Source organism: Pseudovibrio sp. Ad13 (assembly GCF_001623225.1).
In the GTDB taxonomy this organism is placed as follows: Bacteria; Pseudomonadota; Alphaproteobacteria; order Rhizobiales; family Stappiaceae; genus Pseudovibrio.
In genome coordinates this window covers 16,832-29,979 of sequence record NZ_LMCC01000007.1, presented here as the reverse complement: position 1 = coordinate 29,979, position 13,148 = coordinate 16,832, and the positions used below count along the sequence as shown (strand labels likewise).

12 protein-coding genes are annotated in these 13,148 nt (G+C 53.0%); 6 read left to right on the top strand and 6 right to left on the bottom strand.

The features are described from left to right. Positions 1-1,061: 1,061 nt before the first annotated feature. The 4 genes from PsAD13_RS11170 to dsrO form a co-directional block, all read right to left on the bottom strand. Complete coding sequence (locus tag PsAD13_RS11170; RefSeq protein ID WP_063318214.1) at positions 1,062-2,159, bottom strand: DUF1217 domain-containing protein; 1,098 nt, start codon at positions 2,157-2,159, stop codon at positions 1,062-1,064. 453 nt (positions 2,160-2,612) lie between these two features. After that, on the bottom strand, positions 2,613-5,693 hold the full coding sequence (locus tag PsAD13_RS11165) for a molybdopterin-dependent oxidoreductase (protein WP_063318213.1): 3,081 nt from the start codon (positions 5,691-5,693) through the stop codon (positions 2,613-2,615). 12 nt (positions 5,694-5,705) lie between these two features. After that, positions 5,706-6,689, bottom strand: coding sequence for an NrfD/PsrC family molybdoenzyme membrane anchor subunit (nrfD, locus tag PsAD13_RS11160; RefSeq protein ID WP_063318212.1), 984 nt, complete (start codon positions 6,687-6,689; stop codon positions 5,706-5,708). Between the two features lie 3 nt (positions 6,690-6,692). Beyond that, a complete protein-coding gene (dsrO, locus tag PsAD13_RS11155; protein WP_063318211.1) occupies positions 6,693-7,412 on the bottom strand; it encodes a sulfate reduction electron transfer complex DsrMKJOP subunit DsrO in 720 nt (239 codons plus the stop codon). A 231-nt stretch (positions 7,413-7,643) separates the two neighbouring features. Here dsrO and PsAD13_RS11150 point away from each other — a divergent pair, with 231 nt between their 5' ends. The 4 genes from PsAD13_RS11150 (at position 7,644) to PsAD13_RS11135 (ending at position 10,142) form a co-directional block, all read left to right on the top strand. After that, positions 7,644-7,895: a hypothetical protein gene (locus PsAD13_RS11150; protein ID WP_063292918.1), complete on the top strand. Its 252-nt coding sequence runs from the start codon at positions 7,644-7,646 to the stop codon at positions 7,893-7,895. A gap of 127 nt (positions 7,896-8,022) precedes the next feature. Further along, the gene (locus tag PsAD13_RS11145; RefSeq protein ID WP_193777042.1) at positions 8,023-8,736 is read left to right on the top strand and encodes a sulfite exporter TauE/SafE family protein; all 714 of its coding nucleotides are present in this window, start codon (positions 8,023-8,025) and stop codon (positions 8,734-8,736) included. An 87-nt stretch (positions 8,737-8,823) separates the two neighbouring features. Further along, positions 8,824-9,516 (top strand): ceramidase domain-containing protein, encoded by a 693-nt coding sequence (locus PsAD13_RS11140; RefSeq protein WP_063318209.1) that lies wholly within the window; start codon positions 8,824-8,826, stop codon positions 9,514-9,516. Continuing rightward, positions 9,513-10,142, top strand: coding sequence for a DapH/DapD/GlmU-related protein (locus PsAD13_RS11135; RefSeq protein WP_063318208.1), 630 nt, complete (start codon positions 9,513-9,515; stop codon positions 10,140-10,142). Before PsAD13_RS11140 ends, PsAD13_RS11135 begins: the two co-directional genes overlap by 4 nt. On the opposite strand, the gene PsAD13_RS11130 is transcribed toward PsAD13_RS11135, so the two are convergent. Further along, positions 10,123-10,743, bottom strand: coding sequence for a phosphotransferase (locus PsAD13_RS11130; RefSeq protein WP_063318207.1), 621 nt, complete (start codon positions 10,741-10,743; stop codon positions 10,123-10,125). The two genes, PsAD13_RS11135 and PsAD13_RS11130, sit on opposite strands and share 20 nt — an antisense overlap. Before the next feature lie 162 nt (positions 10,744-10,905). Between PsAD13_RS11130 and PsAD13_RS11125 the strand changes: the two genes are divergently transcribed. Both PsAD13_RS11125 and PsAD13_RS11120 read left to right on the top strand, forming a co-directional pair. After that, positions 10,906-11,538 carry a hypothetical protein gene (locus tag PsAD13_RS11125; RefSeq protein WP_063318206.1) on the top strand — a complete coding sequence of 211 codons (633 nt, stop codon included), beginning with the start codon at positions 10,906-10,908 and terminating at the stop codon, positions 11,536-11,538. Further along, positions 11,539-12,513 carry a hypothetical protein gene (locus PsAD13_RS11120; protein WP_063318205.1) on the top strand — a complete coding sequence of 325 codons (975 nt, stop codon included), beginning with the start codon at positions 11,539-11,541 and terminating at the stop codon, positions 12,511-12,513. Positions 12,514-12,542: 29 nt separating this feature from the next. Here the strand turns inward: PsAD13_RS11120 and PsAD13_RS11115 are convergent, their stop codons facing one another. Continuing rightward, a complete protein-coding gene (locus tag PsAD13_RS11115; RefSeq protein ID WP_063287933.1) occupies positions 12,543-13,100 on the bottom strand; it encodes a cytochrome b/b6 domain-containing protein in 558 nt (185 codons plus the stop codon). Positions 13,101-13,148 lie beyond the last annotated feature (48 nt).

The following is a 13,148-nucleotide window of genomic DNA, read 5'->3' as shown; positions in this document are numbered from 1 at the left end:
ACATCGTGAAATTGACGAAGCCGCTACGCGAGAGCCTCAGCCAAGGTTTGTAGTCAGTCGTTTACTAATTGCTTGGTCTGCCTGTTCTTTGGGGAGAAGATAGCGGCTCCAATGCATAAATTAGTCGGCGAAGGACCAGAAGCTATGTAAGCTCCCAGAAAAAATTCTGACGTGATTGTTATGCCTACACGAACTAACACCGACACCAACACCAACACGCACCTGTCCTGAATGGCTTAGTGTACCATATGCTGCCTGATTATCTCTCTGTAGGCCGCTCAGCAACCACATCCTTAAACACATAGTGCATGTGAGCGATGAACTTTTAACCCTACAGATGCGCCGGCGTAATTTTCGAGAGCAAAGCCAGCGGATGAAGTAGCAGCAAAGCAATGACGTAGGTTTCATCATGACCAAGTAAGTCAATGGTGACTTTAACGGATTACTGCAATTACTAATCACGTAAATCGAAAGGTTTCATTATAAGTTTTGATAATATTAATACACTTCATCTGACACAGTACGTTTATCCGAAATCGTAGTATCAAGTTCTAACTAGCAAACTCTTCCAGTGCCTTACTTATTAATTACAGTAGAAAATACACTTGCATCCATTATTTTCGCTATAATGTGTATCCGTGTTGTGACAAACAGTGAAATCATACGTTTAGCCCCTTCTGATGCCATTCGACTGCCCGAGAGGGAGGTTTTCGTTCATTTTGTAGGAATCAACAACTCACAATCCAACTTAGCGTCACGCTTCGTGATGAAGGCAAAAATCGCGGACTGATCTTCTAGAGATAAAATTAAGAGCTCACACGTTTCTTGCACTATATGAATGAACTTAAATTCATGAGCCTAATGATAACCTCAGCCCACATTACTCGCACCATCCGAGTTTATATCAAACAAACGGCGAGAGTTTACGATAAAAACCACCTACAAAAATAACAGATAAGCTACAAAATCTTCACTAGCTATATTATTTTTCCAAAAGCAGAACGAATTAAACAGACACTCCGCGGTATGCGGTAGGAGTCGTTCCCTGCTCAGTAACCAGTTTAACCGCCAAGTCTTAGCGCATTTACCGCTGTAAGAGAGTTCGCAGAAATTCCTACTGTAGAACTATTTGCAAATAACTGAACTGTCGGTATGGAACCAGTTCCTGATTGTGCATCATAAAGAACTACAAATTTCTTTATAAATTTTTCGACTTCTTGTGGATCCTGAAACTTCTCGACGTCATATCTCTCATTAATTATGTTTGCCTGATAGTCGACATCTGCGCCAACCATAGATTCAGGAAGACCGAGTGCAACACGGACAACTTGATAAAGGGCAGGAGACGCGAGAATTTCATAAGCACTTGTAATACTGTCTGCTGTTCGCTGAAAGTTGAGTGCAAGTCGGACGCCTTCGTTCTGCTCGCCCTCATCTTGCTCGAAACTTACCTGAACATATCGATCAACTATATTTCTTGTTCTCTCCTCCTCACGTGCTACCAAATTATCCTTATATTTTTCGACTGCATCCTTCAGCTCTGATGGCTTTTTTAATTCGTCAATGTCTATATTTTCTTCAAACCAAGCAATACGTTCATTTTTGGGGCCATTAATAATCTCAGAAGGGACATCATAAGCAACTGAAACCACTTCATAAAGAGCCGGATCTGCTAGAAGTTGAGTGGTAAAAAGTACATCTCTTTGTATTTTCCGCTGATAGTAATCGACCAATCGATCAACATCTTCAATCTCCTTTCCTGGTACGTTGGTGTAACGAACAATTTTCTCGTCTAGAAATTCATCAGACCAGTCAAACTTTCCCTTGATCGTTCCATTTTCGTTGAATGGAAACGCTTCTGCTAGGTCTTTAAAACGCGTATCATTCAACGTGTTTGCAAGAGCATCTTCGTCTTCAGTTCCTCCGACAAGAACTTGCCGAACCATACCCCTTGCATAAGACATGTCTTCTAAGCCCATAGTTTTCATCACGAAAGTATAAAGCCGATAATCGTTGAGCAAATCATCAACTGTTTCAACCTTACTAAAATTTTCTTCATAATATTGAATTTCACGGGCAACTATTGGATCTTTCGAGGTTCGATCCATCGCACTCGGCAAGTCCCGATTGAGCATTGAGAAACGAAGGTTAGTATCCATTGAATTGAACCCGATTACATAAAAACAGTTTGGGATAGTCTGACTCGCTTGTCTTGTCTGAACCTGATGAACCTTGGTGCCAGTTTTCTTAACGGGTTGGTTTATTTAAGCCATTGTAATGATTGGATTTCAGGCAGCAAACTCGAGCCATGCAGAGTTTGGTCCTGCCCAGTTTCCAGCCTTAAGACTGGTTTACTTAAGCATCTCGTGATGTTGGAATGATTATTGGAGAATCGCCTCATGTAATCTCGCGCCCCTTCTCCCACAAAAAAGACCCCCGCCATCTTTGGCGAGGGTTGTGGGAGTTTTTCTGCCCGAGATGTGCCTCATACCAGGTTGGAGGGGTGTTTGGCTTTGGCTGTTTGTTGTTTTCAAGCACTGCTGGGGGCAGTGCCTGACGTTTTTGTTGGCGTATTCTTTTTACGAGAACCCTAGGTATTCTCCGGGGTTCGGCTAGCTCATTTTTTCTATACGCGCGGGGAGAGCCTGACGGGCGATGCTGCCGACGACGGGGTCGGCGAGCAGGGCCGGGCATTTGCTGGTTGGATCGGTGTAGCCCAGGTCATTGCTGTTAGTGCCGAGGCCCCGCTCAGAATGTCCTTCCAAAATGACCTTTCCGATCTTGTGGGTGCGTGCGCCTAACTCGCGGTGGCCGTAGCCGTGCTCAATGCCGATGGCGCCCCGTGCAATGCCCTGGCGAACCAAGGCCTGCCCGCTGATGCGGCTGCTTGGGGAGATGACGGTGATCCAGTCCCCGGTTTTGATGGAAAGCTGGTCCGCATCCACCGTGTTGATGGCAATGGCGTTAGAGAGTTTCAGATCATCCAGATACGGATTGCCTCCGGTGCTGGAAGAGCGCAGCTGGGATTTGGTGCTGACAACGCGGAACGGCCATAGATCCGGCGGGAAGGCTTTATCTACCTTGGTTCCGTCCGCAAAGCTTGGGGCCTGCCATGTTGGGCAGCCAACAAACTTCTTGCCCGTCATAGAGTTTTTCGCCGTACCAACGGTCTCGTTCCAGACCTGAATGCCTTTTTTGTAGGAGCGAGCAAATGTCTCGCCCTTGTAGGTTTTCGCCGCATCCTCATAGCGGCCACCTCTGTTGTAAACATAAGCAACACGGCGCCATTCATCTGGCTTTAACGTGCTTTCCAAGTCCGCTCGGATACGATCCACACCGGTGATCGTCATGTCGGCGTCATCACTTTCCGGCACTGCGCCGCCATCAAACGCCACGTTAGCCCCAGCACGCATCCAGAAATCCTCTGACCGGTGCAGCGGGTGCAGGTTACCGTCGGCATCCGGGATGGCTTTTTCTCCGAAGCCCGGCAGGTCCATGCGTTTGGCCACCTCGATGAAGAAGTTGTCCATGTCCATGTGGCGGCCATCTGGTGTTTTGCCAGTCTGGCAATCCACCACCGGCCAGCGGGCCGTTGAGACCTTGGTTGGCACACCGGACAGGGCAGACGCCCAGCCCCATGCCTCGTAGAACACACGGTCCGGCACGATGTAATCAGCAAAACGAGAGGTCTCGTTGATGAATGGATCAATGGCGATGAACAGCGGCAGGCGCTTAGTGTCCTTGATCTTTTCTTTGACGTCGTTCTCCATGCCCGCAACACCGTAGACCGGGTTGGAGGACCATGTAATGACGGCCTTGGCTTTATAAGGATAGCCTTCCAGCACGGAAGTGAGCCATTGCGCGCCCATGGGCTGGGTGAAAGAATGCCAAGGCGCCTGTGCGGGATACGGGTTCTTGCCATCCGCAACCAGTCGCTTGAACTCACTGGTTTTCTCGTAGGCAAAGCCACCGCGGCCTGCATCCACGCCTTTCACCTTCACCTTGCCGGGGAAGGCAAGCAGGTTATAGCGTGGGCCTTTCTGCACATCTTTGAAGCGACCGCCACCTGCTGTGGTGCCGCCTTTGGCGTTGAGGTTGCCGACCAGTGCATTGAGCATGACGATGGCGTAGGCGGTGTAAAAGCCTGCTGCATGCATGGTTCCGCCGTGACAATCGGCAGCTGCCTGTTTGCCAACGCTGGTGAAATCGCGTGCCAGAGAGATGATGCGTTCTTCCGGTACACCACAATCAGCAGAGTATTCAGCAAGCGTTTTGCGCAGTGCCTCCCGGCGCAGCAAGCTCAGGCTGGTGGCTACAGGCACAGTAGAACCATCCAGAAGTCTCACGGTTCCCTGGTGGAACAGTGTGGCAGGGCGGCCCTTTGCAGGAGAAAGCTCTCCCGTTTGCGCATCAAGGCACATTGGTGCTTTTTGAGCATCTTCTTCCAGGTCAGCTGTTATCATTCCTTGCCGCAGGAATGAGCCGCCTTTTGGATGCTCGGGATCATCAATGACCAGATGCGTTGCATTGGACCAACTGGCCTCTCCTACCGTCTGAGCTGCTGCGCCGGACGGTTGAGCCAGAAACTTGGCGTCATATCGTTCATTTTCCATGATCCAGCGGATCATGCCCATCACCAATGCACCGTCAGTGCCGGGCCTGATAGGAACCCATGTGTTGTCCTTGCCAAACGCATGGTTTTGGGAGTTGGTGAGAACAGGGTCCACCACCGCGTACTTAACCCCATCACGCCCACGGGCAGCGCCCATCAACGTGCCCTGCAGCTTGTAAGGGTTACCTGCATTGCCCGGGGCCGTGCCGATGAACAGCATGTATTTAGCGTGGCGATAGTCCGGCTTCAGGTGTGGCTGCTTCTTCAGATTGTCCAGCATGGCCGCATAACCAGCACGCATGGACAGGCCGCAGTAGGACCGATGCCCTACGAAGTTGCGGGTGCCGTAAGCCATTTTGGCAAAGCGGGCGGCCATCATCAAACGACCGTTTTTGAACACTGGGATCACCACCAGCTGGTTGGCTTTTGGTCCATATTCCGGATTTTCCGGATCAAGCGGTGTCTTTAGATCACGAATGGCACGCAGTCCTTCCACGTGGCCTTCACCAAACAGGTCTCCCCCTTCAACGGTTTCCTCAATCAACTGGTCCCAGGAAATTTCCTTCCACTGGCCGCTGCCGCGTTCGCCAACGCGTTTCATTGGCTTGAGAATGCGTTCCTTGCTGTTTTGCTTGGCGATGGCAGCATTGCCGCGACCGCAAGCGGTGGAGCGTCCAGCAAGGCCTTGCTCACCATAGGCAGACAGGCCGGTGATCGCGTCTTTGATGGGCGTGTCGTATGGAATGTGCGGATTGGTGGAGAGTGGGCTGTACGGGTTGCCGGTGGCGCGCAGAATATCACCAGAGGCTTTGTCCACCCGCACACGAATGCCGCAAACGCTGGTGCAGCCCATGCACATTGTGTAGCCGACCCGTTGATCGGGGTTGAGGATCACCTCTCCGGTTGTTGGATCAACCTTATATTCCGGTGGTAAAGCACCACCGGCAATGCCTTTGGCTTTCGCTGAACCCATTACACCTTGATAGAAGTTTTTGCCCGTTTCAGCAAAGCCCCAGAAGGCAGCGCCAGCTGCGCCAAGAGCGGTTGCACCTTGAAGAACACCACGGCGAGAAATAGTCATAACTGGCTCTCCTTAGGCTTGAGTTTGCTTGCTGGCACGCACGGCCAGCAGGTTGATGAGAAGCGTCACGAAGATAAGACTGAGGATCAGCAGGCCAGCAGACCCGGCTAGCGTGCGCAGAGCATCCTGAGACCTGTCTCTTATACGGCCATAGAACGCGGTCTCGGTTTTGGACATGAGCTGCGCCCCGTTGAAGGTGGACCAGCGGAAAGCCAATGCCCCAAACACGGCCAGCGCCCCGCTTACACCGCGCAGCAACAAAGAGGCCTTTGCACTCACGGCCAGCGCCACCGGCACCACAACACCTGCGATGATGAACGCACCGAACAAGCCGACAGGGGCATAGTCTGCCGCGAGTGTTGAGAGGTTGGTGTCAGTCAGCATCCAGAGGCCAAACGCGACCAGAGTTGCGGCACCTGTCACCACCAGCATGTAGCGGCCTTCCCCCTTCTCACCATTGAGGCTGTCAATGGTCATGGTGGCACCAGCACCGCTCATAAGGGCGGTTAGAATAAGCACAACAGGAAAGCCGAGTGTGTTCCATACAGGGCGCGCGGCAACTACGCTCATTTCACCAGCGGTGTACCCTAAAATGCAAAGGGCCAGAGCGCCGACAATCATGGTCAGCATGCGTTCACCGCCGCACATGGGCGCGTTGCCGCGACGGCCAGTCATGAATGCCAGCAAAAGCGTGGAGGCGATGAACAACGGTAGGAACCAGCTGCCCCACCACATGATGGAGCCGGGTGCAGAGCCACTGTAGAAGTGCATAAAACGTGCAGGCTGGTGCAGGTCGGCCAGCAGTGGCAAACCAGAGGCAAGCGCAAAACTGGCGGCTACAATCAGCGCGCCTTTGGCTTCTGCAACGCGCACAAGACGAGCATAAGCCAGCAGCAAGGCGGCGCCTGCCCCTGTTCCCACCAGCAGGAAGTAAGCGACCGCCCAAGGCCGCCAAACGGCTTCATGATCAAAAGACATCAGATCGACAGCAGGCATAACTCACACCTCCCCATGTGCAGGCGTTTCAAGACCTTGGCGCAAATCACGGGCACCACCACCAACCGCTACGGTTGAGGCAAGCCTGTCATCCAGCCCGATGTAATAGACGTTTGGTCCTGTCTTGAACTCAGGTCGCAGGCCCTTGGTTTCATGCTCCGCCATCAGCTTGCGTATTTCGCTTTCCGGATCATTCAGATCGCCAAATACGCGGGCGTTGCCAACGCAGGTTTCAACGCAGGCAGGCAGCAAACCAACAGAGGTACGGTGCACACAAAACGTGCACTTGTCTGCAACGCCGGTTTTGTGGTTGATGAAGCGCGCTTCATAAGGGCACGCCTGCACGCAGTAGCCGCAGGCCACGCATTGCTCGGCATCCACCACCACAGCACCCTCATCTGTTTTATGGGTGGCATTGACCGGACACACCGGAATGCACGGCGGCTCGTCACAATGGTTGCACAAGCGCGGCAGCACGGCCTGACTTGGACCATCCGGGCCATCCAGCTCGTATATGGGGACAGCGGTACGGTGCTGGCCTGCGGGCACGTCGTTTTCAATGGTGCAGGCCACGGTGCAGGCCTGACAGCCGATGCATTTGCGCAGATCCACCAGCATGCCCCAGCGCTTGGGCTTTGCCTGTGCGCTTGCAGCTGCCGGCGCTGCCACCGCAGCTGTTGAGCCTGCCATGGCCAGTTTGAGGAACTCACGTCTTGAATTCAAGTCTCCCCCCGGAGTGTCACGGTTTGGGTTGTTCCCAAGCTACCGGGAGGCCAGCAACAAAAATATTGGGGAGGTTATCTGCGGGCTTAGGGGAGTTCCCCTAGATGGGGCGGGGCAACACCAGAGAACAAACCCTTAGTCATCACAGATGCGCGTCTCATTCGTCCATAGGAGAGCATCCATAAGCATGCTGCACAAACAAATGATCGTGGTGAATAAAGGAAAACAAACATGCCCGCTATCAATCTTACCGCTGCCTGGCAGGCCGTGCCATCAGGCGTCTGGCAACCTCAACATCAGGTCGCTGGTGTTTGGAGAGACATCGATCGCGAAACATCAATTGCCTCAATCCCGTTGGTGCGGTCCGCACCGGGAGCTGGTGACCGCCCGATTTCTGGTCGTTTTACTGTGCCAGTTCATTCCACCTATCAGGCGCGCGTCTCTCCGCTCTCGCCCAACCCTGTCCGCCTAAACTCTGTTTAACCGTTTAGAGGAGCGAAGCTGTATTTTTTTATGCAGCTTCTCTTCAAGCAAATTGCATCATGAGGCAGTCACTCTTATACAGATCAGAAGATTTTTCAGAATGTTCTTTTCTCCAAGGGTTCCTCATTTGAGCATATTGATTATTGCCGTTTCTGGCATGCTTGCCGGGGTATTGTCCGGCATTGTTGGCACGGGGTCATCCATCATCCTGCTGCCTATTCTGGTGGCTGTGTTTGGCACCAAAGCGGCCATTCCCATCATGGCGATTGCGGCACTCATCGCCAATTGCGGGCGCGTGATTGTGTGGTGGAGTGAGATCAACTGGCGCGCGGTGTTCTTTTACGCGCTGCCGAGCATTCCCATGGCTGCTCTGGGCGCGAACCTTTTGATTGCCATACCGGAATCCGTTGGCAGCACCATCCTTGGCCTGTTCTTTCTGGTGCTCATTCCCGTGCGCTATCTGCTGCGCTCCAAAAACATCGGCTCCAAGCCAATCCACCTTGTGTTTGGCGGAACGCTCATCGGGTTCATCACCGGACTGGTCGCCTCTTCCGGCCCTCTTAGTCTGGCGGTTTTCTCCTCTTTCGGCCTCGTCAAAAGCGCGTTGATCGCAACAGAGGCGGCGGCCTCCCTGTTCGTGTTCGGCTCCAAGGCCGCGACCTTCAGCTATCTCAATGTCATGAGCGCGGACATCCTCATTGGCGGGGCACTGGTGGGCGGGTCGATCACCCTTGGCACGTATGCAGCCAAAGCGATCCTGAACAAGCTCAGTTCAAAGCATCATGACCGGATGATTGATCTGGTTCTGGCAGGCTCCGGCATCTCCATGATTATGCCTTGAATATTGCAGGTCGCACCCTACAATCGGCACACTTACAGATTTAGTCTTTCTGCTCTTTCAGCCTCTGACTTCCATCGAGACATTGCGATGCTTCCTGCTGACTATATTGATCTTTACTGCGAGCGAACCGCACCGGGGTTCTGGAATGAACCACTGAATGCGCTCAGCAATCTCAGCTTTATTGTGGCTGCTCTGATCGCGCTTTATCTGGTGCGCAAACGGGGCAACCCGAGCATCGCAGAGCTTGTGCTGATCGCCCTTGCAGCGGCCATTGGCATTGGCTCATTCCTGTTTCATACATTTGCAAACACTTGGTCAGAGCTGGCGGACGTTGTCCCGATCTGGAGTTTTGTCGCCTTTTACATCATCATGGTGATCTACCGTGCAACCGGCGAAAACCTGTTCCGCACTTTGCGCGCCAGTGCCATTGCAGTGGGCATCACAGCCGCTATCTTTTGGTTCAGTTCGGATGCTGTACTGACGGATATCGATGCTGGTCCTGATCCCTTCAACGGCTCCCTGCAATACCTGCCCGCAATGGTCGCCCTGCTTATCGCAACCCTGCTGATGCACCTGCGCAAGCACCCGGCTCGGGCCTATATCACGCTCGCCACGGCAACCTTTGCGGTCTCTTTGATGTTCCGAACCGTGGACATGGCCCTCTGCTTTTCCGTCGCTTTCGGTACTCACTTCATGTGGCACCTGCTCAACGGCCTGATGATCGGCTTCCTCCTTGCAGCGCTGGTTCTCAAGATGCCGCCACAAGGAAAGGCTCAATGATCCAGACCAGCGACTACATTGCGAACTGGGAGAGTTCACCACTCGCAGGACTTGGGCACACACCGTGGGCGATGACGACGAACGCTGCAAGCATCATTCCGGGCATGATCTCTCGCCTTGATAGCTCGTACCGCATCACCAACAGCATCGCTATTCACGAAAGCGCCGTGGTGGAAGATGGGGCGACACTGAAAGACGCAGTGATCATCGGACCCAACGCCTTTGTGTCCTCCCGCAGTTATTTGCGCGGAGGCGTGTTTCTGGATGAAGGCTGCGCGGTTGGCCCGTTTTGTGAGGTGAAGTCCAGCTTCATGCTCAAAGGCTCCAAACTCGCCCATCTCGGGTTTCTGGGAGATTCCATTTTAGGCGAAAACGTCAATCTGGAAGCTGGCGTTGTTGTCGCCAATCACCGCAATGAATGGGCTGAGAAAGAAATCACGCTTCTTCAGGATGGGAAAAAAATCCCGACAGGCGTGACAAAATTTGGCTCCCTGATCGGTGACAACAGCAAGGTCGGCGCAAACTCCGTTCTCGCTCCCGGCACCTTGCTCAAACCCGACAGTGTCATCCCCCGCTTGACCTCGGTCGATCAGCAGGCGAAGCAGCTCATATCTGCGATGCTATAAGCTTGTCTCTGGCATTAAACTTTGCGCCTGACGCAATCACATTCAGAATTCTTTCCGCACACTCCTCCGCACTCAACATCGAAGTGTCCAGCTCCAGATCATAAATCCCCGGCTTGTGAACCTCTTCCTGCCAGCGAAGGACGGGTAACGGGATTTCGCCTTCCTCATTGGCCGTGAGATAATTCCCATCACTACCAGCTCGGCGCTGCATGATCTCTGCCAGCGGGCAAAAGACGCCAACGACCATCACGTCCAGCCCTTCCAGCTCCTTCAGATAATGCCTCCAGTTGCCGTCCAGCGCCGCATAGTTGTTGTGGTGGCCCAGATCAGCGATGACATCAAAGCCCAGTTCAACATGAGCCGCGATGCTTTTGTAAAGCGCGTGATAGGAGCGGGAGATAAAGTCTTCCAGGTCAGGCCTTTCCCCTCCTGGACGCAGACCTATCCCCGGTTTCATGTGTTCCGGAGTCATGTGCTTGACGACAACGTCCACACCAAGGTTCATCCATGGCTCATCTGCCTGCTTTTGCAGTGCTGATACAATGGAACTTTTGCCAGACCTCGGTGCTCCATTGAGCAACACAATCCGCCCTTGTGTCATCTGCCAGCCTCCCCTTTTCAGAGAGCATAACAAACCTATAGATTAAGACAAAACCCGTTCCCCCCATCAACTCCCCCTTCACTCAGCTCGTGAAATTTGCCCGAAAACCAGTGCAATCAAGGCATTATCCAGCGCGTGGATTGCTTTGGGTTGGAGAGGGTGATGCCGGTTGAGAAGCTGAGTGTTGAGCAGCAGAGATGGGCTGAAGATTTCTATCGGCATATGTCATGGACATTTCCGGAGGATGATCTGGTTGATGGAGACGAGGAAACGGATGCCCCGGATCCTGCTGTCACTGACTTCGAGCAGATTGCAATGCTGGAGAAGAAAGTCGATGAGCTTTATGCGCAGGGCAACCTTATCAAGTTCTGCCGTGCCCTCTTTGGAGGCTTCAAGAAAGCACATAAGGCCGTGCGTCAGGCAATCACCTCTGCCAAGTCCAAAAAAACGCGCGATATCCAGCCATTTGTTGCGGAGATAAACGCAGGCATCACATCGCTTAGTTTTTATGTAGGTGAGTTTGAAGACGCGCTTGCTGTGATTGGCGACCAGATCCCACTGTTACAAAACGCCCATGGCCAGCTTCAGCAACATCGTTTCCAGTTCATGGAATTGGCGAGCAAGCAGAAGAACTACCAGAAAAAACTGCGCAGCTTTGAGAGCGCTGATCAGGAGGTGCAAAAGCACTTTGACCAGATCACCACCCACCACCGCGCATCTCACGTGGACGATGCCAACAAGGCAATTGCCAGTTTTGAAAAGAGCCTGCTGAAGATGAAGGCGGTAGTCGCGTAGTTGCAGGAAGCGCCCGCAATCCAGTCTGCGGCACCGGAGCTGGAGGCTTCGCTCAAGTTTGGTAAGAAGGTCACCAAATCCCGTGCAGATTTACGTGCGTTTCACATCCGCTCCGGCTCGTTCAAAGACACCGAGGAACTGGTGATCTTTGAAAAACTGCATAACAGGGCGAGCGCCTACATTGTGGAGGCAGAGAAACTCTATGCCAAACACGAGTATCGCCGTGCTGAGGACATGCTTGATAACGCCAACATCACCATGACCGGGCTGGAAATTGCCTTTACCCGTGGCATCAACACAGCCGCACAGGTGGAAGGGTTCCTACAGGATGTGAAAGAAGCCCGGAAAGAAATCGAAGGGCTGGATGCGCAAAAAGCCACGATCCAGAATCCGGAACAGCTCCGTCACTACGAAGGCTATAGCGCCACCGCCTCAACACTTGCCATCCAGATTGAGCGGCTTCTAACCACCGGACGTGTGAAGGACGCCCGCTATATGCTGGAGGACCTGAACGCAACTATCGCCAACATGAAAATTGCGCTAGACCGTCTCAACCCGCCGTCAGAGAAGGTCAAACCAGAGCCAACCGCAGAAGCACCGCCAAGAGAACAGATTATCGAGGATGAACCTGTACAGCGGCCACGGTCAGCAAAACGTTCAAAGCGCGAGGAAGAAGCTGCCAGATACACAGCGCAGGTGGGCAAGGCAAAGAAAGATATCGTCGCCATGATGGTGCTGCGCAAAAGCGCCAAGTACAAAGGCGAGCTGGCGGACTTCCTGAGTTACAAAGCCATGGCGGACGATTCAATTGCGCGGGTGGAAGAGGCCTTAAAACAAGACAATCTGGCAGAAGCCTCCGCCAGATTACAGGATATGAAGACCGCCATGTTCACGTTGGATGCGCTGCTCAAAGAAGCCAAGGCGCAAGCTCAGGCGGATGCCGAGGGACTGCCCCCAATGCGCCCTCGGCGTTAAGGCTGCGATCAGCCCTCCCCCGCGTCCTGTTATTTTTTGCTGAGCAAGCTCATGCGGCCCATGACGTCGTGACCATCCCAGTATTTATGTTTGAGAACAGCGGCCACGTGCACAGCGACCAGTGCCAGCAAAGACCAAGCCAGCAGCTCATGTGCTGTTGCAGTCGTGTCTTCCAGATTGATACCGGCGAAGGTTTCCATGGTTGGGAAGATCTTTGGCATACCAATGGTGAACCACTTCACACCGTGGCCGCCAAAATCAACCTCTGCCCAAGCAACCAGCATGGTGACGAGCGGCAGAAGGTACAGGCCCAGGTGACCCAGATGGGAGCCGATTTTTTCCCATGAAGTCAGGCCCGCAGGCAATGCAGGCGGTTTGTTGACCAAGCGGATAGCCACGCGCAGCAACAATAAGCCCAGCAGGGTCACGCCCATAGAAATGTGGAGGTCAAACAGGCTTTCTTCCAAGGGGGTATCTTCCAGAGAGTCCAGCTTCATGATGTAGCCGGTCACCCACATGGATAAAAAGCCAAGGGCCATTAGCCAGTGAAGGATTCGGGCGGAGCGCACATATTGTTGATCAGTCATAGTTTCTGCCAGTTCTTCTTATGGCAGCAACTTGTTGTTTGCAGTTGT